Origin of the sequence: Aeromonas sp. sif2416 (assembly GCF_019218665.1) — a bacterium.
In the GTDB taxonomy this organism is placed as follows: domain Bacteria; phylum Pseudomonadota; class Gammaproteobacteria; order Enterobacterales; family Aeromonadaceae; genus Aeromonas; species Aeromonas encheleia.
This window is the reverse complement of the sequence record NZ_JAHUXC010000005.1, coordinates 236824-261503: the sequence shown is the minus strand read 5'-3', so window position 1 is coordinate 261503 and position 24680 is coordinate 236824. Positions and strand designations below refer to the sequence as shown.

The window sequence follows — 24680 nt, the reverse complement described above, 5'->3', positions numbered from 1 at the left end:
AGCGCCATGGGCGTCAGAAGGCCGACATGGCGCAACATCTCTTCCCCCCGAACCCAGCGCCGGATTACCTTAATCAATCCCGCTCAAATAGCGCCATGGACTCCAGGTGGCCGGTGTGGGGGAACATGTCCAGCATCCCCAGGCGGGCCAGTCGATAACCCCCCTTCACCAGCACCTGGCTGTCCCGCGCCAGGGTGACAGGGTTACAGGAAACATAGACCACGCGTTTGGGCGAAAGTGCCACCACATGGCTCATCACCTCCAGCGCACCGGGCCGGGCCGGATCCAGCAGCACCAGATCGAAGCCTTCCCGCGCCCAGGACATGCCGACGATATCACCGCTCAGGTCCGCCTTGTAGAAGCGGGCGTTGTCGATGCCATTGCGACGGGCGTTCTCCTCGGCGCGGGTCACCATGGCCAGATCCCCTTCGACCCCGACCACCTCGCGGGCCTGACGGGCCAGCGGCAGGGTGAAGTTGCCAATGCCGCAGAACAGATCCAGCACCTTGTCCGCCCTGGTCGCCCCGAGCCATGCCAGCGCCTGGGCCACCATGCTCTGGTTGATGGGGCCATTGACCTGAATGAAATCCCCGGGGGCGAATGCAAGAGACAGGCCATCTAATGAGTAAGCGGGCTGGAATTGCTGGCGCAGCGGCTCGATGCGCTCGTCGGCCGCCTGCAGATAGAGATCGATCCCCTGGGCCTCGGCAAACTCGGTCAGCAGCGCCCGATCCGCCTCGTTGGGACGACCGGTATGGCGCAACAGCAGCAGTATCCCCTGCTCTGCCTGGATCAGTTCCGCATGTCCCAGCTCGCGCTGGCTCTTGAGGCGATTGAGGCATTCCCGCAGCGGGCTGATGAGCGCCGACAGCGAGGCGGTCAGGACAGGGCAGCTGGTGATCTCCACCAGATCGTTGGACTGGCGGCGACGAAAACCGACCCGGGTGCAGCGGCCATTCTTGTCAAACTTGATGGCCAGACGGCAGACCCGGCGATAGGCGCGAGCCTCCCCGGTCAGCACGGGTTCGAGGGCCGGCGCCTTGATCTGACCCAGCCGCTCGAACAGGCTGACCAGTCCGGCCGCCTTGGCCGCCTGCTGATCAGCCTCACTCAGGTGCTGGGCGTTGCAGCCGCCACACTCGCGATAATGGGCGCAGAAGGGGGCGATGCGATTGTCGGCGGGAGTCACCAGCTGTTGCAGGGCGGCATGAGCGTACTGCTTCTTGTCATCGATGATGCGAGCCTTGACCCGCTCACCGGGCAGCGCCCCCTCGACGAAGATCGCCTTGCCCTGATGACGGCCGATCCCGACACAGTGGTGATCCAGACTGTCTATCGTAAATTCAATACGTTGGGGCTGGGTGGATTTCTTTTGGGGCTTGAAAAACTGGGCCATAAAACTTGGTGCCTATAGGTGGCTATGTCATGATTGTGGAATCTGCTGCAGGCCATTGTCCCACAAGAATAATAGTATGACCAAATACGGCCTGAGGGCTCTCGCTGTGGCATCGACTCCCTTGCCCATTCGGACCCTGGTCGGCGGTTTGTACTCATGACCAGAGACGGCCTCAGAACCCGTGCGGCAGTGACATTTACTATCTTGCCAACCCTCATCGTCGGCGGTTTGTTCTTATGACTAGATACGGCCTCAGAGCCAGAGTGCTGGCATTTACCATATTGCCAACCCTGATCATCGGCGGCCTGATTGCCGGTTACTTCACCTTCCACCGCTATCACCAGCTGGAAAACAACCTGATCGACCAGGGCATCAACATCATCGAGCCCCTGGCCATCGCCAGCGAATACGGCATGACCCAGCACAGCCGCGAGTCCCTCAAGCGCCTGATCGGGCTGACTCACCGCAAGAACTCGCCCTTCATCAAGTCCATCGCCGTCTTCACCCAGGACAACCAGCTGTTCGTCACCTCCAACTACCATCGTGACTTCGGCCAGCTGCGCCTGCCCGATGGCAGCGCCATCCCTGAGCTGACCAGCGTCTCCTTCAATGGTGACGACATCATACTGCGCACCCCCATCCAGGCCGAGACCAGCCTGGACGGTTTCCCCTTGCCAAGCGACCTAGAGCCGCCGGTGATCGGCTACATCTCCATGCAGCTCGCCACGGACAGGGCCATAGTCCTGCAGTATCGCGATGCCTTCTTCGCGGTGGTCATGGTGCTCATCGGCCTCGCCGTCAGCACCCTGTTTGGCTTCCGGCTGGTCAAGAGCGTGACCCAGCCCATCACCGATATGGTGCAAGCGGTGCACAGGATCAGGGAGGGGCGGCTCGATACCCGGGTCAGCGGCCAGCTCACCGGCGAGCTGGACATGCTGAAGAACGGCATCAACGCCATGGCCAAGGCGCTCTCCGAATACCATGAGGAGATGCAGCAGAACATCGATCAGGCCACCTCGGATCTGCGGGAGACGCTGGAGCAGATCGAGATCCAGAACGTCGAGCTCGACATGGCGAAGAAGCGGGCGCAGGAGGCGGCCAGGGTCAAGTCGGAGTTCCTTGCCAATATGTCCCACGAGCTGCGTACCCCGCTCAACGGCGTCATCGGCTTCACCCGCCAGCTGCTCAAGACGGCGCTGACCCCGAGCCAGACCGACTATATGCAGACCATAGAGAAGTCGGCGCGCAACCTGCTCGGCATCATCAACGACATCCTCGACTTCTCCAAGCTGGAGGCGGGCAAGCTGCAGCTGGAGCACATCCCGTTCAGCCTGCGCGACACCCTCAACGAGACCATGCACCTGCTCGGCCCGAGCGCCCACGACAAGCAGCTCGAGTTGTCGCTGCAGGTGGATGCCGAGGTGCCGGACTACCTTACCGGCGATCCCATGCGGCTGCAGCAGGTGCTGACCAACCTCACCGGCAACGCCATCAAGTTCACCGAGCGCGGCAACGTGGACGTGCACATCCAGCAGAGCGGCAGCGCCAGTGGCAACAAGGTGCGGCTCAACGTGCTGATCCGCGATACCGGCATCGGCATCTCGGAGGAGCAACAGCGTCAGCTGTTCCAGGCCTTCAACCAGGCCGACTCCTCGATCTCGCGCCGTTATGGCGGCACCGGCCTCGGCCTGGTCATCACCCAGAAGCTGGTGCAGCAGATGGGCGGCCAGATCCGGTTCGAGTCCGAGCTCGGCAAGGGCTCCGTCTTCTCCTTCAGCCTGGATCTGGACATCTCCCCCCTGCCCCAGAGCGAGCGGCTGCCGCTGGATCGCATCCAGGGCAAGCGGCTCTGGCTGCTGGAGCCGGATCCCTTCGCCCACGCCTCCCTGCTCGCCCTGCTGGCCGAATGGCAACTGGATGTGCAGGCGCTGAGCATAGATGCCGAGTGGCCAGAGATGAGCAGCCAGGACATGGTGATCATCGGCAGCAGCACCCTGCACACGCCACAGCAGGTGATCACCCGCCTTGATGGCTTGAGCGGGCAGCAGAACACCATAGTGCTGCTCAGCAGCCACGAGCCCGCCCTCTATGAGGCCATGCTGGCCCACGGCGCCGAGCACTGCCTCTCCAAGCCCATCAACCATCGCAAGCTGCTGCATGCCCTGCTCTCCCCCGAGGCGACCAAGCGCACCCCGCTGCCCGCCGCCTCCCCCCGCCAGGTGCAGGCGGTCAAGGTGTTGGCGGTGGACGACAACGCCGCCAACCTCAAGCTCATCGCCGCCATGCTCAAGGAGATGGTGAGTCAGGTGGTGGTCTGCAAGAACGGCAAGGAGGCGGTCAACCTGGCCCAGAGCCAGCCGTTCGACATCATCTTCATGGATATCCAGATGCCGATCATGGATGGCATCAGCGCCACCCAGGCGATCCGCCGCCACTCCCTCAACACCGAGACCCCCATAGTCGCGGTCACCGCCCACGCCATCCCCGGCGAGCGGGAGCGGTTGATCCGCCAGGGCATGGACGACTATCTGGCCAAGCCCATCGACGAGGGCATGCTGGCCCAGCTCATCACCGACTTCGCCCATCGTCGCCACCAGAATCACGGCGATCAGCAGATAGACTGGTCGTTGGCGGTACGCCAGGCCGCCGGCAAGACGGAGCTCGCCCAAGAGATGCTGACCATGCTGCTGGCCAGCTTCGATGAGGTGGAGCCGCTGCTGGAGGCGGCGCTGTCCGGCCAGGCGGACGATGCCGAGGTGCTGGCACAGCTGCACCGTCTCAACGGCGGCTGCGCCTACTCCGGGGTGCCCGGCTTGCAGCGTCTGCTCTCCCAGCTCGAGCAGCAACTGCGCGACGGTGTGCCGGTCGGCGAGCTCGAACCCGAGTTGCTGGAGCTGCAAGATGCGCTGGAGCAAGTGCGTCAGGAGGCGCCCCGCTACCTGGCCTGAAGGCTTTTGATGCAAAATCAGCATCATCGGGTAGCGGCAAGGGGCTCATCGCCACCCGAGCGAGGCGGGCTGACCCGCTTTTTCTGACGAAGAGTCCGGTAAATGGTAAAGTTGCGCCGTTTCTACAGGAGTCAACATGACGAACAACGATATTCTGCGCCGTCTGCGCTACGCCCTCACCATCAGCAATGACCAGATGGTCGACATGTTTGCCAAGGGCAACCTGACCGTCGATCACGCCCAGCTGCACAGCTGGTTGCTGAAAGGCGCCGAGGAAGGGGAAGAGCAGGACCCGGGCTTTGTCGCCTGTCCCGATGCGGCCCTTAGCCAGTTCCTCGACGGCTTCATCATCACGCGCCGTGGCGTGCGGGAAGGGGCGCCGGCCCAGGTGATCCCGAACCGGATCAACAACAACCTGATCCTGCGCAAGCTGCGCATCGGCCTCGACTACAAGGAAGAGGACATGCTTGGCACCCTGAAGCTGGCCGACTTCAACCTGTCCAAGTCCGAGCTGAGTGCCCTGTTCCGCTCCAAGGATCACAAGCACTATCAGGATTGCGGGGATCAGATCCTGCGCAACTTCCTCATCGGCCTGACCACCAAGTACCGCGCCTGAGCCATGGGCCAGCGTGTTCGCCCCCCGTCAGCCCACCCCGAGGTGGCCGGTGGGCGGCGCTGGCCATCACTCTTCTCCCGCCTCGGACGGCGTAGCGGGTGGTCATGCCTGCTGTCATGCTGCCTGTTCCTTGGTCTGAGCGCCTGCCAGCCCGCCTCCTATCGGCTCGATTCCCGCTATGCCAGCGCCAACCAGAATGAGCGCATCGCCTTCCTGATCCTGCACTACACAGATGAAGACGACACCCACTCCCTGCGCCTGCTGACCGAGCCTCAGTACAAGGTGAGCGCCCACTACCTGATCCCCCGCGACACAGACCAGACGCCGCTGCCCATCTACCAGCTGGTGCCCGACAGCCAGCGCGCCTGGCATGCGGGCCGCAGCCGCTGGCATCAATATGCCGGGCTCAACACCAGCTCGCTCGGCATCGAGATCGTCAACCTCGGCTACGAGACCGGGCAGGAACTGATCCCCGTCCAGCTGCGCCACTGGCAGCCCTATACCCAGGCCCAGATCGCCGCCGTCGGCGCCTTGGCGCAGGAGCTCATCCGCCGTTACCAGATACCGCAGACCCAGGTGCTGGGTCACAGCGATGTCGCGCCCGAGCGCAAGCAGGATCCCGGTCCGCTCTTCCCCTGGCGCGAACTCGCCCTGCAATACGGCGTCGGCGCCTGGCCGGACGAAGCCAGGGTCGAGCAGTTGCGCCGGCAGCCGGCCCCCGCCTGGGATGCCCTCGCCTGGCAGCAACAACTCGCCCGCTACGGCTACGACATAGCCCCGAGTGGCGACTGGGATGAGCAGAGCCGCACCGTGCTGAGCGCCTTCCAGCTCCACTTTCGCCCGGCCCTCGTCAACGGTGAGCCAGATGCCGAGAGCCAGGCCATTCTCACCGCCTTATTGGAGCGTTACTTCCCCGAGTCTCGCTGAACTGTGCACATCTCCGGCGCAGCCCCACTTCTCACCCACCCTCATCCGCGGTGAGCCGGATGCCGGGTGCCAGCAGGCATCCCTCACTGTCCTGTGGAGCATGACTTCCCGATGCCCTGACCACCCGCTCCTCGCTAAAAACAACGAGGGACGCCGTGGCGTCCCTCTTGCTATCTCATCCATCCATCATCAATGACGATCAGATCCCCTGGCGGGCTTCCTGCATCAGCAGGCGCATGTCGCTGACCGCCTTGGCCAGGCCGTCGAAGGCGGCACGGCCTATGATGGCGTGGCCTATGTTGAGCTCATAGAGCTCGGGGATGGCGGCGATGGCCTTGACGTTGTGGTAGTGCAGGCCGTGGCCGGCATTGACCTTGAGCCCCTTGCCGGCGGCATAGGAGGCGCCAGCGGCGATGCGCTTGAACTCGGCGTTGCGCTCGGCATCCGTGGTAGCGTCGGCATAACGGCCGGTGTGGATCTCGATGAAGGGGGCGCCACTGGCGGCGGCGGCGTCGATCTGCAGCGGATCCGCATCGATAAACAGCGACACCTGGGCACCGACGGCCGCGAGGCGGGTCACCGCATCGGTGATCTTGTCTAGCTGGCCCGCCACGTCCAGACCCCCTTCGGTGGTCACCTCGGTGCGCTTCTCCGGCACCAGGCAGACGAACTGGGGCTGGATACGGCAGGCGATGCCTATCATCTCCTCGGTCACCGCCATCTCCAGGTTCATCCTGGTCTGGATGGTCTGACGCAGGATCTCGACGTCACGGTCGGTGATATGGCGGCGATCTTCCCGCAGGTGAACGGTGATGCCATCGGCACCGGCCTGTTCGGCCACGAAGGCGGCCTGTACCGGATCCGGATACTGGGTGCCGCGGGCATTACGCAGGGTGGCGATATGGTCGATGTTCACACCCAGGTAGATCTCGCTCATTGCTTACTCCTTGATACAGGTCATCTGTTAACTGTGTGGCTGGCGGCAGACCCCCAGCCTCTGATATCCGTATGTCAGCTCGTAGGTTCGATTAGCGCAGCGTAATCGGACGTCGGTAACATTCTTACCCTGTCGGGTAACGCCGCAAAACGGTTAGTCCAAGCTACTTCGCCGCTTTAAAAACAACTCCCGGCTCTTCAACTGGCGTTTGCTGAAACATGAAAGGCTGCAGCGCCAATCCGCGTTAGCTTTTCCGTTTCAAAAACAACTCCCGGCTCTTTAACTGGCGTTTGCTGAAACATGAGAGGCTGCAGCGCCAATCCGCGTTAGCTTTTCCGTTTCAAAAACAACTCCCGGCTCTTTAACTGGCGTTTGCCGAGATAGGGCTGGAGCGCCAGCCGGCTGAAACGCTTGGCCGCCTGCAGCAAGGGGGGACTGTCGAAACGCCCCTCGGCGAAGGCCAGCAGGTGGGCGCCGAGGAACAGGGTACGGGGATCCGGCGCCCGCTCGCAAGCGACAAAGCCGAGCTCGCGCTCGAAGCCGTATAACAGCTCGGGTCGGATCGCGGACTCATCGTCGGCGGCATATTCGAAGTCCACCGCGTAGCCGAGCGCTTGCAGCAGCAGGAACTCGAAGCGACGCAGGGGCTGCTCGGGGGTCTCGCCATCCGCCAGCGCCATCAGGGCACGGGCATAGGCATCGAACACCTCGGGAAAGGGGGTATGGGCTTCCAGCAGGTAGTAGACCAGCTCGTTGAGATAGAGGCCGTAGAACAGGCGGTCGCCGCCGAGACGCAGGGAGTGATCCGGGCATTCGACCTGGGCGAGGTTCTTGAGATCGCCCTTGCCACGCCAACTCAGGGTGAGCAGGGTGAAGGGTTGCAGCAGCCCCTTCAGAGGGGAGCGTGGCCCGCGAGAACCGCGAGCCACCAGGGTAAAGCGGCCACTATCCTGGGTGAATACCTCGACCAGCTGGCTGGTCTCCCGATAGGGCCGACTGTGGATGACGAAAGCCGGACTCAGCAATCGCTCAGCGCCACTTAGTCATCGCCATAGCCGAGACTGCGCAGGGCGCGCTCGTCATCGGCCCAGCCCGATTTAACCTTGACCCACAGCTCCAGGTGCACCTTGTTCTGGAACAGCCGTTCCATGTCGAGACGTGCCTCTGTGCCTATGGTCTTGATCTTCTCGCCCTTGTTGCCGATGACCATCTTCTTCTGGCCTTCACGTTCAACCAGGATCAGGCCGTGGATATGGTAGAGACCGTTCTCCTCCACCTTGAAGCGTTCGATCTCCACCGTCACCGAGTAAGGCAGCTCCTCACCGGTGAAGCGCATCAGCTTCTCACGGATGATCTCGGAGGCCATGAAGCGCGACGAGCGGTCGGTCACGTAATCTTCCGGGAAGAAGTGGTTGTTTTCCGGCAGCAGATCCTTGGCCCACTCGCGGATCTTCTCCACGTTGGTACCCTTCTCGGCACTGATGGGCAGGATGTGGGAGAACTTCATCTGCTGACCCAGCCACTCCAGGTGCGGCAGCAGGTCTTCCTTGTCCTTGACGTTGTCTACCTTGTTGACCGCCAGCACCACGGGACAGGGCAGATGGCGCAGCTTGCCGAGCACCATCTCGTCATCCTTGGTCCAGTGGGTACCGTCGACCATGAATACCACCATGGCCACGTCCCCCAGCGAACTGGTGGCGGCGCGGTTCATCAATCGGTTGATGGCCCGCTTCTCCTCGATGTGCAGACCCGGGGTATCCACAAAGATGGTTTGATAGTTGTCCTCGGTGTCGATCCCCAAGATCCGGTGACGGGTAGTCTGGGGCTTCTTCGAGGTGATGCTGACCTTCTGGCCGAGCAGCTTGTTGAGCAGGGTGGACTTGCCCACGTTGGGGCGGCCTACGATGGCGACAAAGCCGCAATAGGTGGTATCTGTATCTGTCATGACAGTCTTTCCAATGCTTGCTGCGCCGCGGCCTGTTCGGCCTTGCGACGGCTGGTGCCGACCCCGACCAGCGGACCATCCAGGCCATCCACGTCACACTGGACGGTGAACTCCTGGTTGTGGGCTTCGCCCTTGACGTTGGTCACTGTGTAGGTCGGCAGGGATTTACGGCTTCCCTGCAAAATTTCCTGCAGCCGGGTCTTGGGATCCTTCTGCTCAATGCCTGGCTTGATCTCGTCCAGGCGGCTGGCATACCAGCTCAGCAGCAGGGTCCGCACCGTCTCCAGATTGGTATCCAGATAGACTGCGCCGATCACCGCCTCGACCGTGTCGGCCAGGATCGACTCACGGCGAAAACCGCCGCTCTTGAGCTCACCCGGCCCCAGGATCAGGTGATCCCCGAGATCGAACTCCCGGCCGAGCTCGGCCAGGGTCTTCTCCCGCACTAGGGTGGCGCGCATCCGGCTGAGGTCCCCTTCCGCCGCTTGCGGGAAGCGGTGGAACAGGTCGTCGGCAATCACCAGACTCAGGATGGAGTCACCCAGGAATTCCAGTCGCTCGTTGTGACGGGAACCGGCGCTGCGGTGAGTCAGCGCCCGGGTCAATCGGTCTTGATCTTGAAAGACATGCCCGAGACGGGACTGCAGTCTGTTCATCTTGATATTCATTTACTTGATTCCGCCAATGCGGTTGAAGCGCACACCAGTCGGTACCCAGCTTGGCAAACTGGAACCTTCCTCGCGCTCGAATTCGAAACTGATCCAGATGGCGACCGCCTTGCCCACCAGGTTCTGCTCGGGCACGAAGCCCCAGAATCGGCTGTCGGTACTGTTGTCGCGGTTGTCGCCCATCACGAAATACTGGCCTTCCGGCACCACCCACTCATCGGGGTAAGTCCCCGGCTGGCGGTAATAACGGTCGACCAGATCGGGCATCAGGGGGTTGCGCAGGGTCTCGTGAGAGACGCTGCCCAGCTGTTCGGTGTACCGATCCAGCGGGATCCCCATCTGGCTAAATTCGCCCCTTTGTTCAAACTTGACGTCGAGCTTCTTGAAGCCCGGGCACGTTTTCCCTTCCTGCTCCTCGCACTTGGGTCTGATCATCAGCTCCTTGTTGCGATAGATGACCCGATCCCCCGGCATGCCGACCACTCGCTTGATGTAGTCCACCCGGGTATCCAGCGGATACTTGAACACCACCACATCGCCACGCTCGGGGGCGCCTGTCTCCAGGAACTTGGTGTTGGTCACGGGATCACGCAGGCCGTAGGCGAACTTCTCCACCAGGATGAAGTCGCCCACCAGCAGGGTGGGCATCATGGAGCCAGACGGGATCTGGAAGGGTTCGAAGATGAAGGAACGCAGGATCAGCACCAGCGCAATGACCGGGAAGACCCCGCCGGTCTGTTCGATCCAGACCGGCATGGGGGCCACCTTGGCCAGCGTCTTCTCATCGATGTTCGGGCCGGCGTTGGCACGGGCTGCCGCAATCTTGGCCGCCCGTTGCTTGGACCAGACCAGCTTGTCGACGGTCCAGATGATGCCGGTCAGTACGGTGACAATCGCCAGGATCAGGGAAAAGGTGCTAGCCATCGATTAGTCCTTGCCTACGTGGAGGATCGCGAGGAAGGCCTCTTGCGGCACGTCGACACGGCCCAGGGACTTCATCCGCTTCTTGCCTTCTTTCTGCTTGTTCAGCAGCTTCTTCTTCCGGCTCACGTCACCGCCGTAGCACTTGGCGGTCACGTCCTTGCGCAGGGCCTTGACGGTGCTGCGGGCGATGATCTGGTTGCCGATGGACGCCTGAATCGCGATGTCGAACATCTGGCGCGGGATCAGCTCACGCATCTTCTCCACCACCTGGCGACCGCGATACTGGGCGTTCTCCTTGTGGGTGATGATGGCCAGGGCATCGACCCGCTCACCGTTGATCATGATGTCGAGGCGCACCATCTCGGAGGTCTCGAAGCGCTTGAAGCCGTAATCCAGCGAGGCATAACCGCGACTGGTGGACTTGAGGCGATCGAAGAAATCGAGCACCACTTCCGCCATCGGGATCTCGTAGGTCAGGGCCACCTGCTTGCCGTGATAGACCATGTTGGTCTGCACGCCACGCTTCTCGATGCAGAGGGTGATGACGTTGCCCATGTACTCCTGCGGCAGCAGGATGTTGCACTCGGCGATGGGCTCACGCATCTCTTTGATGTTGTTGACCGGGGGCATCGCAGACGGGCTGTCGATGTGGATGGTCTCGCCATTGTTCAGCTCGATCTCGTACACCACGGTCGGCGCCGTGGTGATCAGATCCAGATCGTATTCCCGCTCCAGGCGCTCCTGGATGATCTCCATGTGCAGCATGCCGAGGAAGCCACAACGGAAGCCGAAGCCGAGCGCGGTGGAGCTTTCCGGCTCGAAGAACAGGGAGGCGTCGTTCAGGGAGAGCTTGTCCAGCGCATCACGGAATGACTCGTAGTCATCGCTGGAGATGGGGAACAGGCCCGCATAGACCTGCGGCTTGACCTTCTTGAAGCCCGCCAGCGCCTTGTCGGCACCGTTCTTGGCTTGCGTCAGGGTATCGCCCACAGGCGCGCCGTGGATGTCCTTGATGCCGCAGACGACCCAACCTACCTCGCCACAGCCCAGACCCTGGGTATCCACCTGCTTGGGGGTGAAGATACCGATACGATCCACGCCCCACACCTGACCGGTGCTCATCACCTTGATCTTGTCGTTCTTCTTGAGCGAACCGTTCTTGATCCGCACCAGGGAGACGACGCCAAGGTAGGAGTCGAACCAGGAGTCGATGATCAGCGCCTGCAGCGGGGCATCCGGATCCCCTTCCGGGGGCGGGATGCGGGCGACGATCTCTTCCAATACCAGATCGACCCCCAGACCGGTCTTGGCGGAGCAGCGCACCGCATCGATGGCGTCGATGCCGACGATGTCTTCGATCTCTTCCGCGACCCGCTCGGGCTCGGCGGCCGGCAGATCGATCTTGTTCAGGATCGGCACCACTTCCAGCTCCATCTCCATGGCGGTGTAGCAGTTGGCCAGAGTCTGTGCCTCAACCCCCTGACCGGCATCCACCACCAGCAAAGCCCCTTCACAGGCCGCCAGGGAGCGGGAAACCTCGTAGGAGAAATCCACGTGGCCCGGGGTGTCGATAAAGTTCAGCTGATAGGTGTTACCGTCTTGTGCCTGGTAGTTCAGGGTCACACTCTGTGCTTTGATGGTAATGCCGCGCTCGCGCTCCAGATCCATGGAGTCAAGCACCTGAGCCTGCATCTCGCGGGAGGACAGGCCGCCACAAGTCTGGATCAGACGGTCCGACAGGGTCGATTTACCGTGGTCGATGTGCGCAATAATCGAAAAGTTACGAATGTGTTTCATCGAGCAAGAATCACTCAAAATTAAGTTAGGGTCGGATATGAGGGCAGGATTTTACTGGATAACCCGGTCGACGGCCAATCTTTAGTCGACGGGCACCAGAAATAGCGCCTTGTCTGGCAGGCGTTAGGCACTATTTCGGGCACAAAGAGGCCCGAAACAGGATCTTGCCACTCAGGAGAGATGACGGGTATTGAGTACCACGCCGAGCATGCGGGGACCGTATTCCCCTTGCTCGAGCCGAGCAGAAAAGTAACGAACCAGTGAAAAACCTAAGGTGCCGCCCAGCAGGCAGCTGAGGATGGTCACGCCCTCCCCCGCCGACAGCAGTGGCGCCAGCCAGAGCTGGCCGAGCAGGGCCCCCAGCAGCAGACAGAACAGCGGCAGCACATAGACCAGAGCAGCCCCCCGCAAGATGCTTGCCTGCGGGATGCCGAGCCGGATCTGCTGACCCACCATGACTTCGGCGGTCAGCGCCACCCGCAGTCGCTGCGACTTCAGGGGAAAGGCCTTGGCGACGGTGCCGGTGCCGCAGTTGGACTGCTGATGGCAACCGCTGCAGGCGGAGCGCCGTTCGCACTCCACCCAGGCATGTTGGCCATCGATGGCCACCACGGTCGCCAGCTCTTCACTCATTTCACTCACCAGAGGGCTCCAGACTAGCAGCAACAGATTTATCCAATCTGAACACGGCCGCCCCGCCCCGGCAAGTGGAATGGCTCAGTCTCATTGCACCGCCTCGTTGCGCGCCAGCGGCTGCACCGACTCGGCGATGCGCTTGGCGGTCTCGGCCGGGACTTCCCCGACCACGGTGATCTCCACCCCGACCTCGTTGACATAGCTGACCAAGGAGGTGGCTCCCTGCCGGATCAGCTGCTGGCGCACCGCCTGCTTGGGATCGACCCTGGCCACATAGACAGAGAGATCCACCAGTCCATCCGACAACATCATGTAGTCCACCGGCAGGCTGGTGCTGACCAGCTGGTGGCGGTCCTGGGACAACACCTTGAAGCCGGCCGGCAGCCAGGTCAGATGCCAGTTCAGGGTCTGCTGGGGGGCAGGATAGGCATCTTCCAGCTCCAGCGCCTCGGGCAGCTTGCTGTTGACCAGGGTCACCAGCCAGGGCGCCGGCGCCGACTGACGGTCCAGATCGACCCCCAGCACCTGCTCCACCAGGCTGCCTTCCCGATCCACCATGTCCACCCGCAGCAGCAGGTGGCTCTGTTCATCTATCCAGAGCACGAAACCGTATTTGTCAGTCTCTTTCGGCACCAATCTGACGACCTGTGCCACCAGACCGGCCACCCGGCTGCGGCCAGCCAGCACGGGATCATAGCTTTCCAGCACCCGGGGCAGCGGCATCTTCACCAGGGTCGACCACACACCAGGGAAGCGCGCGCCCTTGAGCGTGTAGGGTTCGTGGGTGTTTTCGAAGAAGGTGTATTCATTCTGGCGCTGCAGGTACTCCACCGTCTTACCATCGAGATAGCTCAGATGGGCCACCTCTTTGCCGTCGATCACCCCATGACTGAAACGAATGGGTTCGAGGCGCCCCTGACGGGCCTTGACCATGGATAATTCGAAATTCTGTTGAGAGACGGCACTCTGCATCTGCTGCAACAAGGCCTCGGCCGACAGTTCGTCGGCCGAGGCCTTGGCACAAATTAGCAGGAGAGAGGCCAGCAAGATACGGCTGGACTGGCGCACGATCTGATCCCTAAAAATGCGTTATTCCTGGATCTGCTTGTCTTGTAGCAGACGTTGTTGCAACTGATGATCACGCAGGAAGGCATTGATCCGCTCACGCTGCTCTTGCATCTGTTGCTCGTTCAACCCTTGTTGACGAGTCGTGGCGCGGTTCCCATCTTGCGGATAGTGCACGCTCACCGGCGTCGCACTGCCACCGACGGGTATGGTGTTGAGCACCGGGTTGGCCGGCATACCGTCCTGACCCTGATATTGCTGAACCCCGAAGATGACGGCGGCGGCAACCGATGCGGCGATGGCATACTGCCCCACCTGCTGGCTGACGCGACGCAGCAAGGGCAACACCTTGGCCCTGTGCACCTGTGGCGCGGCTGGCTGTACCGGCTTGGGGGCCAGTATGGTCGGTTCGTCTTCCAGCGCCAGCATGATGCTGTCGCTGAGATCCAGTTGCAGATTGACCGGCAGGTCCCCCCGCATGGCATCACCGATCAGATGGTAGCGAGCCCAGGTATCCTGCAGTGCCGGATCCGTTCCCAGCTCATTCAGTACCTCGACATCGCTCAGGTCGCCATCCATCAGGGCTGAGAGTTGCTCTTGATTTGCCATAAGTTTGCCTGTCTTTCCCCAGTTTAATTCTCGATCAGAGGTTGCAGCTTTTTGTCGATTGCTTCCCTCGCCCGGAAGATACGGGATCTCACCGTACCCACAGGACAATCCATGATCTCCGCAATCTCTTCGTAGCTCAGCCCTTCCAGTTCACGAAGGGTGATCGCTGTTCTCAAGTCTTCAGGCAAGGCTTCTATGGCGGCAAACACGGTACGCTTGATCTCATCGGTCAGCGCCAGGTTTTCCGGGGTGGCCACCTCTTGCAAGGCTTCACCACCACCATAATATTCAGCCTCGTCTGCTTCGACATCACTGCTGGGCGGTCTGCGCCCCTGTGAGGTCAGGTAATTTTTGGCCGTGTTGACGGCGATCCGGTACAACCAGGTGTAAAACGCGCTCTCGCCACGGAATGTCGGTAACGCACGGTAAGCCTTGATAAAGGCCTCCTGCGCCACATCCGGCACATCGCCCGGATTGTTGACATACCTGGCCACCAGGTTGACCACCTTATGCTGGTATTTTTTTACCAACAGGTTGAATGCATTTTTATCGCCACGCTGGACCCGTTCAACCAGCTGTTCGTCCAGTAGATTCTGGTCGCTCATCAGAGCCGTAAAACCCCCATCAGGTTATCGTTTTTCTTTTCCGGCCCTTTCTAAGCGCACAAGTTCAGACAGGAGGAATCAGAGAAAGTTCGCTTGCATTGAAAAAAATGTGATGCGAGCTGCATCACAACCCCCCTTGGGCTACCATGGGGCCAGTTCTTTATCCAGGCCAATGATACTTATGAAAGCAAGTGTTGAATACCTTTGCGACGTACTGATCATTGGCAGCGGTGCCGCCGGTCTGTCTCTCGCGTTGCGATTGGCAGATCAGGCCAAAGTCCTGGTTCTGAGCAAGGGGCCCATCAGTGAGGGGGCCACTTTCTATGCGCAAGGAGGCATCGCTGCCGTGTTCGACGAGACCGACAGCATCGAATCCCACGTGAGCGACACGCTCAACGCCGGGGCCGGGTTATGTGACCCGGCCGTGGTGGAGTTCACCGCCCGCAACGCCCGCGACTCCATCCAGTGGCTGATCCAGCAGGGGGTCCCCTTCGATCAGGAGGAGGATGCCGAGGGGGAGTCCCACTATCACCTGACCCGGGAAGGGGGTCATAGCCATCGCCGCATCTTCCACGCGGCCGATGCCACCGGCAAGGCGGTGCAGCTCACCCTGATCGATCAGGTGCGGGCCCACCCCAACATCCGGCTGATGGAGCGCTTCAACGCGGTCGATCTCATCACCACCCGCAAGCTGAACCTGCCAGGCAACAAGGTGCTCGGCGCCTATGTCTGGAACCGCAACGTCGAGCAGGTCGAGGTGATCCGTGCCCGCTTCGTGGCGCTGGCCACCGGCGGGGCCTCCAAGGTGTATCAGTACACCTCCAACCCGGATGTCAGCTCAGGGGATGGCATCGCCATGGCCTGGCGGGCCGGCTGCCGGGTGGCGAATCTGGAGTTCAACCAGTTCCATCCCACCAGCCTGTTCCATCCGGACGACCCCAACTTTCTGCTGACCGAGGCGCTGCGTGGCGAAGGTGCCTATCTGCGCCGGCCCGATGGCAGCCGCTTCATGCTGGACTTCGACGAGCGCGCCGAGCTGGCGCCGCGGGACATAGTCGCCCGCGCCATAGACCACGAGATGAAGCGGCTCGGTGCCGACTGCATGTACCTGGACATCAGCCACAAGCCGGCCGACTTCATCATCAAGCACTTCCCGACCATCCACGAGCGCTGCCTCGCGGTGGGGATAGACATCACCAAGGAGGCCATGCCCATAGTTCCGGCGGCGCACTACACCTGCGGTGGCGTGATGATAGATGGCAGTGGACAGACCGATATTCCCGGCCTCTACGCCATCGGCGAGGTGACCTACACCGGCCTGCACGGCGCCAACCGCATGGCCTCCAACTCCCTGCTCGAATGCGTGGTCTATGCCCATCAGGCGGGGGCCGACATTCTGGCCAAGCTGCCCATGAGCGTGGAGCCGCCCAAGCTGCCGGCCTGGGACGAGAGCCAGGTGGATGACTCGGACGAACAGGTGGTGATCCAGCACAACTGGCACGAGCTGCGCCTGATGATGTGGGACTACGTGGGGATAGTGCGGACCAACAAGCGCCTCGCCCGCGCCAAGCGCCGCATCGACCTGCTCAAGCAGGAGGTGCAGGAGTACTACGCCAACTTCCGGGTCTCCAACAACCTGCTGGAGCTGCGCAACCTGTTGCAGGTGGCCGAGCTCATCGTCAACTGCGCCCTGCAGCGCAAGGAGTCCCGCGGCCTGCACTACAACCTGGACTATCCGGAGATGCAGCCGGACCCCAAGCCCACGGTACTGACACCGGATCGGGAATAACCCCTCCGCCAGTTGTCACCAAATGACCCCGCTCCGGCGGGGTCATCTATTGATGGGTCATTGGAAAATGCGGTTAACGAGGGGGATTGAGATGAATGGCGCGGGCCAGCGCCCGGTAGTGCGCCGGCGCCAGCGCATCCGAGCAGAGCCAGAGTGATAGCTCGGGCAACTCGCCCTCTCGCAGCCGCAACCAGAGCACACCGGGCAGGATCCGGCAGCGGGCCCCCAGCCGGTAACGCCTCCCCTGCCACTCCAGCCATTCGCCATCCCAGATCAGCTCACCACGGATGAGCATGACCCGACGCCAGGCGAGCCAGAGACCAGTCAGCCAGCAAGGTAGAAACAGCCCCCACTGCCAACCCCGGATCAGGCTGGCGGTGGGCCACAGCAACAACAGAAATAGCATGAGCAGCAGCAGGCGCTGCCGCCGGGAGACGATGACGGGCATCACGACCCGCATCAGGGGACTGGCTGTGGTGACGAGCTGGGCCGCATGTCAGGCGCGGGGGATCAGCTTTGGCGGTCGTGACGGGCCTGGTTGCGCTCCAGGATCAGCGGGATCATGGCGGCGAAGGCAGGATCTTCCGGCACGCCGTGGCCCATGCACCACTTGAACAGATCCGGGTCATCGCTCTCCAGCAGGCGGATGAAGGTCTGTTGATCATCCTCGCCGAGGGCATCGAACTCGTGTTCAAGAAAAGGCATAAAGATCACATCCAGTTCGAGCATGCCGCGGCGGCAGGCCCATTTCAGGCGGGACTTTTCAATTGGACTCAACATAGCACTCTCCTTACAAAGACCCGGGGATGGTAGCAGCTGGATTTTCCGGCTGACAAACATTCCTTACGTCTTTACCATGCAGGTCACATACTTTCTGTCTCTGGAATACCATCGTGAGCCTGCTAACGCCTGTTTTTCCTGCCGAGCCAACCCTCTTCCCCCTGACTGACCTCGCCATCACCAGCCTGAGCGGCATCGATCGTGTCAAATATCTGCAAGGCCAGGTCACCTGCGACGTCAATGCGCTGCAACCGGGTCAGAGCACCCTCGGCGGCCACTGCGATGCCAAGGGCAAGCTGTGGAGCGATTTCCGTCTGCTCTGCCTCGAAGAGCATCTGCTGCTGCTGACCAAGTCCTCGGTGCTGGCGCGCCAGCTGCCCGAGCTCAAGAAGTTCGCGGTGTTCGCCAAGGTCGAGATCGCCGCCTATCCGGGTCAGGCGGTCGGTGTGGCCGGCCAGGGAACGGATGCCTGGATGGCGGCACAGTTCACCGTCGAAACGACGGCCCTGATCCCGGGCGGCATGGCGGTGCAGATCGAAACCGATCGCTGGCTGCTGGTCACCGAGCAGCCGCTGAGCCTCGGTCTGCCCGCCGGGCAGGAGTCACTCTGGTGGGGACTGGACATCAAGGCCGGCATCCCGCACCTGGAAGCCGTGCATCAGGGGGAATACATTCCCCAGATGCTGAACCTGCAGGCGCTGGACGGCATCAGCTTCACCAAGGGCTGTTACATGGGGCAGGAGATAGTGGCGCGCGCCAAGTATCGCGGCGCCAACAACCGGGCCCTGTTCGTGCTGGCGGGCTCGGCTGCCAATCCCGTAGCCAGTGGCGATGCGCTGGAGATCCGGCTCGGTGACAACTGGCGACGCAGCGGCATGGTGCTGAACGCCTGGCAGCAGGATGGTCAGCTGTGGCTCACCGCCGTGCTGCCAAAAGATACCGAGACCGACGCCCAATTCCGCCTCAAGCAGGAAGAGGCCTCCAGCCTCAGCCTGCAACCCCTGCCCTACCCGCTGATCGACTGAGTTCGCGGCCCGACCACAACAGACACTCAGGAGGCGCGCCCCACCTGCTCACGCCGGGCATGCTGGATCAGCGCCTCCTTCAGCCAGCGACCCGCGGCGCCAAGCGGCTGCGCCCGCTGCCACAGCAGCTCTATCCCCATGCTCCACTCCTGATCCAGAAACGCTACGGGCAGTTTCACCACCTCGCCCCGGGTCAGCGGCCCCTGCAGCAGGTACTCCGGCACCGAGCCCCAGCCCAGTCCCCGCTTGATCAACTCCAGCACGGCACCGTCCCCCTCCACCCACCAGACATTGGGGGAGAAGCGAAACCGCTCCCGCTCCACGCCGCCCCGGCGGCCGGTCACCATCAGCTGGCGGGCGGTCTTCAGCTCGGCGAGTCCGATGGGGCCCTTGCTCGCCAGGGGATGGGTCGGGGCGGCGATGATGGGGAGATTCAGCCGGCCGAGGGAGTGAAAAGCCAGCGCCGGATCCTGCTGCAACCGCTCGTAGCTGATGCCGAGGTGCGCCCTCCCCTCCTGCAGCAGCAGGGTGAGATCCTCGAGCATGGGGAAGAGCAGCTCCAGCTCCAGCATGGGGAACTCGCAGGCGAAGCGCTCAAGCACCTCACCGATCCAGGGCAGCTGGGAGCCGTCATCGATGGCCAGGGTGAGGCGGGGCTCCACCCCGCCGTGCAGCTCACGGGCCACCGCCTGCAACTGATCGCTGCTGGCCAGCACCGACTGGGCCTCCACCCTGAGGCGCTCCCCCGCCGCCGTCAGCACCGGGTAGCGGCCCGAACGATCGAACAACTCGAGGCCGAGATCGATCTCCAGGTTGGCGATGGCCGTGCTCACCACCGATTGAGCCTTGCCCAGCCGGCGGGCGGCGGCCGAGAAAGATCCCGTCTCCGCCGCCGCCAGCAGCGCCTTGAGTTGTTCCAGTGAAAGGTTCATGTCTCAGTCTCCCTCATCGATATATCTATTTTAACGATACATACTAACGAGCACCTATGCGTTTTAATGGATAGATTAGCCCCCATCATGTCGTTAGACACATTGCTTAGAGGGAGATGAATATGCGTAACACTCGCGACCGCCTGCGCCATGCCGTTGGTTTTGAACTGATTGGTCTGTTGATCGCCGCCCCCCTGGCAAGCTGGGTCACCGGCGTCGGCCTCAATCATATGGGTCCGCTTGCCCTGTTCTTCTCGGTGGTCGCCACCGTCTGGAACTATGTCTACAACATCGGGGTGGACAAGCTGTTGCTCCGCTATCAGGGCCACACCCACAAGTCGCTGTGGCAACGAGTCCTGCATACCTTCGGCTTCGAGGGGGGGCTGCTGCTGGTTGCCCTGCCGGTGATGTCCTGGTGGCTCGACATCAGCCTGCTGGAGGCGCTGGTGCTGGATCTGGGCTTCGTGCTGTTCTACCTGGTCTATGCCTTCGTCTACAACTGGAGCTATGACAAGGTGTTTCCCATCCCGGGCCAGTCGGCACAGCGGGTCACGGGTTAACAGAGTACGGGGATAAACGAGGCACCATCATGCGGCAGGCATGATGGTGCTGAGAGGGCTGACGGGGAGACCCGTGCTCAGGCCTGGGCCTTCGCCTCTTCGGTGGGGGCCTCGGTCTGGGCCGCTTCTTGGTTCAGCATGGCCTCGAGATCGCTCTGGTACTGGTTCAGCATGCGCTGGGCCGCGACCAGGTCACCCTTGTGCAGACGCTCGAACAGATGGTGCTGCACCACGCCGTTGAGGTACTCCACCGTGATGGGTTGTTCCAGCGCCGACAGCAACTCCTCTTTCTCCAGCTCGGCGTTGATTTCATCGACGCTGGTGCGCAGCAGACCGGCCAGTTGCACCAACATGCGGCGCTCGCCTTCACGCAGCAGGCTCAACATGCGGTTTCTCTGCTGCTCATTCTGTTGGGTCATACATTTCCTTACGTAGAGTGGGAACAAGCCCGCTCATTCTGCCCTGTCCTTTTCACAGCGTCTATCTCAGGCGCATCACTTATTTGTGCGCCGGGTGCCGGGCCCGCATCGGGTGCTATTTCCCCCTTTGCTCGGTATAGTAACGGCTGATCCAGAGGGCCGAGTGGCCCCCTCAGACGAGACCTGTCATACCATGACCGACGCCATTCTGGTGCTCTGCACCTGTCCAGACGAGGCCAGTGCCGACCTCATCTGCGAGCAACTGCTGACCAGGCACCTCGCCGCTTGCATCAATCAACTGCCAGGGCTCACCTCCGTCTATCGCTGGCAGGGGAAAATTGAGCGCGCGCGCGAAATCCAGCTCATCATCAAGTCCAGGGCCCCGCTGTTCGAGCCCCTGCGCCAGTGCATCCTCGAGCATCATCCCTATGAGGTGCCGGAAGTCCTGGCGCTCCCGACAAGCCAGGGCCATCAACCCTATCTCGACTGGTTAACACAGGAAACCTCATGATCGTGCTGCGCCTGCTCTCACCCCTGCTACTCCTGCTGGCCCTGCTGACATCCCCCGCGCAGGCCAGCAGCAACGACCTGCTGAGCTCCCTCGGCATCGAGGCCGGCACCCAACCCAAGTTCCTGAAGGTCGATGAGGCCTTCGTCCTGGACAGCGAACAACAGGGTGACAAGCTGCTGCTGAGCCTGCGCATCGCCGATGGCTACTATCTCTACCGTCATCGCTTCAGCTTCCAGGGGCAGAACCTCACCTTCGATGCCCCCGAGTTGCCCGCCGGCACTGAGCACGAGGATGACTTCTTCGGCAAGACCCGGGTCTATTACCAGGAGGTGCAGATCCCCGTCACCCTGACCGAGGTAGGCCAGCAGGCCAGCCTCAAGATCAGCTATCAGGGCTGTACCGATGGCCTCTGCTACCCGCCCACCGACAAGCTGATCGAGGTGCAGCCCATCGCGGCCACCCCAGCCGTCAGCGCTGCGGGAGCGGCGAGTGCAGACCCAGCCACTGCGCCGGCCAGCAGCCAGCAGGATCGGCTGGCGGCCGCCCTCGGCAGCCAGGGCTTCTGGCTCAGCATCGCCGCCTTCTTCGCACTGGGGCTGGGGCTCGCCTTCACCCCCTGCGTCTTCCCCATGTACCCCATCCTGACCGGCATCATCGCCGGCGCGGGCCAGCGTCTCTCCACCCGTCGCGCCTTCCTGCTCTCCTTCGTCTATGTGCAGGGCATGGCAGTCACCTATACCCTGCTCGGGTTGGTGGTGGCTTCCGCCGGGCTCAAGTTCCAGGCCGCGCTGCAGCACCCCTATGTGCTGATCGGCCTCTCCGTCATGTTCGTGCTGCTGGCGCTCTCCATGTTCGGGCTCTATACCCTGCAACTGCCGAGCAGCCTGCAAACCCGGCTCTCCGGCCTCTCCAATCGTCAGCAGGGCGGCTCGGTGGCGGGGGTCGGCATCATGGGCATGATCTCCGGCCTGGTCTGCTCCCCCTGCACCACGGCCCCGCTCTCGGGGGCGCTGATCTACGTGGCCCAAAGCGGCGATCTCTGGCTCGGCGGCTCGGCGCTCTATGCGCTCTCCCTGGGGATGGGGCTGCCACTGCTGCTGCTCGGCACCTCGGGGGGCAAGCTGCTGCCCAGAGCCGGCGCCTGGATGGATGTGATCAAGCAACTGTTTGGTTTTGCGCTGCTGGCGGTGCCCGTGCTGCTGCTGTCCCGACTGTGGAGCGAGCAGGTCACCAGCCTGCTCTGGCTGGGCTGGGGCCTGCTGCTGTGCGGTTACCTCTACCATCATCAGCAGCGTCAGCCCCACTCCATCGGCAGGAGCCTGTGCGGCTTCGTGCTGCTGCTGGCGATGATGGGGGCCGTGGTGGCGGCCAGGGATCTGCTGCTACCCGACCAGCGGCCCCAGGCCAGCACCCAGACCGAGGCGCCGCCGTTTATCCGCATCAAGACCCTCGATGATCTCAGGACCCGGCTCGCCGCCACCCGTGGCAAGCCGGTGCTGCTGGATCTCTATGCCGACTGGTGCGTGGCCTGCAAGGAGTTCGAGCACAAGACCTTCAGCGATCCCGCGGTGCGTGCCCGCTTCAACGACATGGTGTTGTTGCAGGCGGATGTCACCGCCAACGACGATGTCGACGTCGAGCTGCTCAACGGCCTGAACGTGTTGGGGCTGCCGACCCTGATCTTCTTCGACAGCGCCGGCAATGAGGTCAGCGGTCAGCGGGTGACCGGCTTTATGGGCCCCGCCGAGTTCCTCGGCCAGCTCGACAAGCTGCGCTAACCAGAGGCCGGCTCGGAGCCCCTGAGCCGGTGCTCCCGCTAGCCGACAGCCATTGATTTTTCTGACCATCCCTTGTATCTGCGGGGCGGCATGGCAAAATTTGCCCTTTCCTTTCCCGTATCGTCTCGTTCGTCCGGAGTTTTGATGAAAAAGTGGTTCATCCCCCTGCTGGCCCTCTGGCTCTCTGGCTGCAATGCGGGTCCAGGTGAAGAGGCGATCCAGAGCCAAGTCACCGCCAAGCTGCAGGCCGAAACCGATCCCAATCTGTTTGATATCAGTGACTTTACTGTACTTGGCAAGGAGGAGCGGATGGACGGCGTCTACCTGGTCAAGGTGAGCTACCAGGTGCGCTTCAAGCAGGGACTGGATCAGCTGCAGATACTGCACGATGAGGATCTCGTCTACGACAGGGTCGGCCCCTTTCAGCAGGAGATGGCCCTGATGGAGCTGGAGCGCAAATACGGCGAGTTCGAGGCGGGACAGGCGCTGCCACAAGAAACCGAAGTCTGGATGATGAAAACGGAACAGGGCTGGCGCCTGGCGGTGCCAACCCAGCAAGCAGGTTGATGCCTTACCCTTTATTCTTCCAGGCGACCAGCGAGATGGCGACATCGTTATAATCGCCATCATTCTGGTCTTCGATGGAAATATTATATCCATAGCCAATGACAGAGCCGTCATTGGTCGTAATATTATAAGTATTGATACTGCTGCTCAATGCTGCGGATTGAGGTTCATCTATCAGCAATTTGACCTGCCCATTCTGAACAAAATCTGCCCCCTGTGCCAGCGGTGGATTAATATCCACGCTCTGCTTCTGATTATCAAAATATACCTTGCTGCCATCATAGAGCTTCGCCTTCACCTGGAATCCAGCCTGAGTCGTCACAAACCAGGACATATAATAACCGGCAGGGAATGAGTCGATATTAAATATTTTACTCGCCATGATATTACCCCTCAGGATTGGGTTGCCGACAAGAAATTCTGCCACTCGAAATTCATGGCCGTGGAGTAGATGTTCTGTGCCTTGTTTTCATCTATGGCTCCGGGATGTGCACGCTGGTATTGATCCAGAAAGTTGCCCATGGCATAGGCACCGGAGGTGCTGTCGTTACCCGTTATCCAGGGGCCATACAGGTTGCCGGGCGATGGTGGCATCAGCTGATTGGCGAGCCAGTACCAGAGGTATTCGCAAGGGATCATCATGATGAGGGTGTAGATGGGATCGGCATGGGAGGCCGTGTCCGACTCGAATTGGGCATAATCACGGCACGCGGGGGTGGGCACCACCCCGCTGGCATCACGGACATGCCATATAGTGGGAAACGCCTCGTTATACGTCTGGTATCTTTTATATTTCTCCAGCAGGAAAAATTTTAATCCCTCATCATCCGTGCGACTCTCCGCCGCCAAGTAACTCTGGGCACCGTTAAAACAATAATAAGCATCACTGACGTTGAATCCACCATAGATAACGGGGTCCAGATTGGCATTCTTGATACCGTTAATATAGGGGGTCACCAGTGTCTTCTGCGCAATAGGCAGACAGGGTTGCCATAAACGCCAGAATAGAGAGTCGACAGGAGGAGGGGCACTGGACAAGCCATGCCTCTCCAGCAACATATTGTCAAACTGGAGCCGTCTTGGGCTGAACATATTATTTTCCTTATATCCCGTGTCATTGCAGGAACGGGTCGCCATGGTGACTCCCGCGCCTTCCGTGCCAGCCACCAACAAGGATTCGTTCGTGAACAAGCCAGATCACTATAGCCAAGGAATAAGGTTTCATATGATGCTTAATCACCTTTCG

The 24680-nt window shown here is 61.5% G+C and carries 26 protein-coding genes; 9 read left to right on the top strand and 17 right to left on the bottom strand.

The genetic code is table 11. The features are described from left to right. Positions 1 to 73: 73 nt before the first annotated feature. Positions 74 to 1396 (bottom strand): 23S rRNA (uracil(1939)-C(5))-methyltransferase RlmD, encoded by a 1323-nt coding sequence (gene rlmD / locus KW821_RS12290; RefSeq protein WP_218291637.1) that lies wholly within the window; start codon positions 1394 to 1396, stop codon positions 74 to 76. A 236-nt stretch (positions 1397 to 1632) separates the two neighbouring features. Here rlmD and barA point away from each other — a divergent pair, with 236 nt between their 5' ends. The 3 genes from barA to KW821_RS12275 all read left to right on the top strand — a co-directional run bounded on the left by barA (position 1633) and on the right by KW821_RS12275 (position 5887). Continuing rightward, the gene (gene barA, locus KW821_RS12285; protein ID WP_218291636.1) at positions 1633 to 4344 is read left to right on the top strand and encodes a two-component sensor histidine kinase BarA; all 2712 of its coding nucleotides are present in this window, start codon (positions 1633 to 1635) and stop codon (positions 4342 to 4344) included. 136 nt (positions 4345 to 4480) lie between these two features. Then, positions 4481 to 4960, top strand: a complete 480-nt coding sequence (locus KW821_RS12280; protein ID WP_218291635.1) for a DUF1456 family protein — start codon at positions 4481 to 4483, stop codon at positions 4958 to 4960. Positions 4961 to 4963: 3 nt separating this feature from the next. Continuing rightward, positions 4964 to 5887: an N-acetylmuramoyl-L-alanine amidase gene (locus KW821_RS12275; protein WP_218291634.1), complete on the top strand. Its 924-nt coding sequence runs from the start codon at positions 4964 to 4966 to the stop codon at positions 5885 to 5887. Between the two features lie 199 nt (positions 5888 to 6086). Here the strand turns inward: KW821_RS12275 and pdxJ are convergent, their stop codons facing one another. From pdxJ to rpoE, 10 genes are all read right to left on the bottom strand, one after another. After that, positions 6087 to 6824, bottom strand: a complete 738-nt coding sequence (gene pdxJ / locus KW821_RS12270) for a pyridoxine 5'-phosphate synthase (RefSeq protein ID WP_042653049.1) — start codon at positions 6822 to 6824, stop codon at positions 6087 to 6089. 326 nt (positions 6825 to 7150) lie between these two features. Continuing rightward, positions 7151 to 7849 (bottom strand): DNA repair protein RecO, encoded by a 699-nt coding sequence (gene recO, locus KW821_RS12265; RefSeq protein ID WP_218291633.1) that lies wholly within the window; start codon positions 7847 to 7849, stop codon positions 7151 to 7153. A gap of 14 nt (positions 7850 to 7863) precedes the next feature. Beyond that, complete coding sequence (gene era / locus KW821_RS12260) at positions 7864 to 8769, bottom strand: GTPase Era (RefSeq protein WP_042653051.1); 906 nt, start codon at positions 8767 to 8769, stop codon at positions 7864 to 7866. Further along, on the bottom strand, positions 8766 to 9437 hold the full coding sequence (gene rnc, locus KW821_RS12255; RefSeq protein WP_042653052.1) for a ribonuclease III: 672 nt from the start codon (positions 9435 to 9437) through the stop codon (positions 8766 to 8768). Before rnc ends, era begins: the two co-directional genes overlap by 4 nt. Beyond that, positions 9438 to 10361: a signal peptidase I gene (gene lepB / locus KW821_RS12250; protein ID WP_042653053.1), complete on the bottom strand. Its 924-nt coding sequence runs from the start codon at positions 10359 to 10361 to the stop codon at positions 9438 to 9440. It abuts the gene before it with no gap. Between the two features lie 3 nt (positions 10362 to 10364). Continuing rightward, positions 10365 to 12158, bottom strand: coding sequence for a translation elongation factor 4 (gene lepA / locus KW821_RS12245; protein WP_042653054.1), 1794 nt, complete (start codon positions 12156 to 12158; stop codon positions 10365 to 10367). 171 nt (positions 12159 to 12329) lie between these two features. After that, the gene (locus KW821_RS12240; protein WP_218291698.1) at positions 12330 to 12791 is read right to left on the bottom strand and encodes a SoxR reducing system RseC family protein; all 462 of its coding nucleotides are present in this window, start codon (positions 12789 to 12791) and stop codon (positions 12330 to 12332) included. A gap of 90 nt (positions 12792 to 12881) precedes the next feature. Next, positions 12882 to 13862, bottom strand: a complete 981-nt coding sequence (locus tag KW821_RS12235) for a MucB/RseB C-terminal domain-containing protein (RefSeq protein WP_042653056.1) — start codon at positions 13860 to 13862, stop codon at positions 12882 to 12884. Between the two features lie 21 nt (positions 13863 to 13883). After that, on the bottom strand, positions 13884 to 14468 hold the full coding sequence (locus tag KW821_RS12230; RefSeq protein WP_042653057.1) for an RseA family anti-sigma factor: 585 nt from the start codon (positions 14466 to 14468) through the stop codon (positions 13884 to 13886). Positions 14469 to 14491: 23 nt separating this feature from the next. Then, positions 14492 to 15073, bottom strand: coding sequence for an RNA polymerase sigma factor RpoE (gene rpoE / locus KW821_RS12225; RefSeq protein WP_042653058.1), 582 nt, complete (start codon positions 15071 to 15073; stop codon positions 14492 to 14494). Positions 15074 to 15254: 181 nt separating this feature from the next. Here rpoE and nadB point away from each other — a divergent pair, with 181 nt between their 5' ends. Next, on the top strand, positions 15255 to 16862 hold the full coding sequence (nadB, locus tag KW821_RS12220) for an L-aspartate oxidase (RefSeq protein ID WP_042653059.1): 1608 nt from the start codon (positions 15255 to 15257) through the stop codon (positions 16860 to 16862). A 73-nt stretch (positions 16863 to 16935) separates the two neighbouring features. Here nadB and KW821_RS12215 read toward each other — a convergent pair whose 3' ends face one another. Both KW821_RS12215 and KW821_RS12210 read right to left on the bottom strand, forming a co-directional pair. After that, a complete protein-coding gene (locus tag KW821_RS12215) occupies positions 16936 to 17310 on the bottom strand; it encodes a protein YgfX (protein ID WP_218291697.1) in 375 nt (124 codons plus the stop codon). A gap of 62 nt (positions 17311 to 17372) precedes the next feature. Beyond that, on the bottom strand, positions 17373 to 17642 hold the full coding sequence (locus KW821_RS12210) for a succinate dehydrogenase assembly factor 2 (RefSeq protein WP_042653061.1): 270 nt from the start codon (positions 17640 to 17642) through the stop codon (positions 17373 to 17375). A gap of 113 nt (positions 17643 to 17755) precedes the next feature. On the opposite strand from KW821_RS12210, the gene ygfZ reads away from it, so the two are divergent. Next, a complete protein-coding gene (gene ygfZ, locus KW821_RS12205) occupies positions 17756 to 18667 on the top strand; it encodes a tRNA-modifying protein YgfZ (protein WP_218291632.1) in 912 nt (303 codons plus the stop codon). A 26-nt stretch (positions 18668 to 18693) separates the two neighbouring features. Here the strand turns inward: ygfZ and KW821_RS12200 are convergent, their stop codons facing one another. After that, entirely contained in the window at positions 18694 to 19599 is a 906-nt protein-coding gene (locus KW821_RS12200) for a LysR family transcriptional regulator (RefSeq protein WP_218291631.1), read from the bottom strand. A gap of 122 nt (positions 19600 to 19721) precedes the next feature. Between KW821_RS12200 and KW821_RS12195 the strand changes: the two genes are divergently transcribed. Then, the gene (locus KW821_RS12195) at positions 19722 to 20159 is read left to right on the top strand and encodes a PACE efflux transporter (RefSeq protein ID WP_042653064.1); all 438 of its coding nucleotides are present in this window, start codon (positions 19722 to 19724) and stop codon (positions 20157 to 20159) included. Positions 20160 to 20236: 77 nt separating this feature from the next. On the opposite strand, the gene KW821_RS12190 is transcribed toward KW821_RS12195, so the two are convergent. Continuing rightward, the gene (locus tag KW821_RS12190; protein ID WP_042653065.1) at positions 20237 to 20578 is read right to left on the bottom strand and encodes a hypothetical protein; all 342 of its coding nucleotides are present in this window, start codon (positions 20576 to 20578) and stop codon (positions 20237 to 20239) included. 193 nt (positions 20579 to 20771) lie between these two features. Here KW821_RS12190 and cutA point away from each other — a divergent pair, with 193 nt between their 5' ends. The 3 genes from cutA to KW821_RS12175 all read left to right on the top strand — a co-directional run bounded on the left by cutA (position 20772) and on the right by KW821_RS12175 (position 23434). Next, positions 20772 to 21089, top strand: a complete 318-nt coding sequence (cutA, locus tag KW821_RS12185; protein WP_218291630.1) for a divalent-cation tolerance protein CutA — start codon at positions 20772 to 20774, stop codon at positions 21087 to 21089. Continuing rightward, positions 21086 to 22867, top strand: coding sequence for a protein-disulfide reductase DsbD (locus KW821_RS12180; protein ID WP_218291629.1), 1782 nt, complete (start codon positions 21086 to 21088; stop codon positions 22865 to 22867). Before cutA ends, KW821_RS12180 begins: the two co-directional genes overlap by 4 nt. Before the next feature lie 144 nt (positions 22868 to 23011). Further along, on the top strand, positions 23012 to 23434 hold the full coding sequence (locus tag KW821_RS12175; RefSeq protein WP_218291628.1) for a hypothetical protein: 423 nt from the start codon (positions 23012 to 23014) through the stop codon (positions 23432 to 23434). A 4-nt stretch (positions 23435 to 23438) separates the two neighbouring features. Here the strand turns inward: KW821_RS12175 and KW821_RS12170 are convergent, their stop codons facing one another. Next, positions 23439 to 23861, bottom strand: a complete 423-nt coding sequence (locus tag KW821_RS12170) for a hypothetical protein (RefSeq protein ID WP_126623402.1) — start codon at positions 23859 to 23861, stop codon at positions 23439 to 23441. Further along, on the bottom strand, positions 23828 to 24571 hold the full coding sequence (locus KW821_RS12165; protein WP_218291627.1) for a hypothetical protein: 744 nt from the start codon (positions 24569 to 24571) through the stop codon (positions 23828 to 23830). The genes KW821_RS12170 and KW821_RS12165 overlap by 34 nt, the downstream gene beginning before the upstream one ends. Positions 24572 to 24680: the final 109 nt, after the last annotated feature.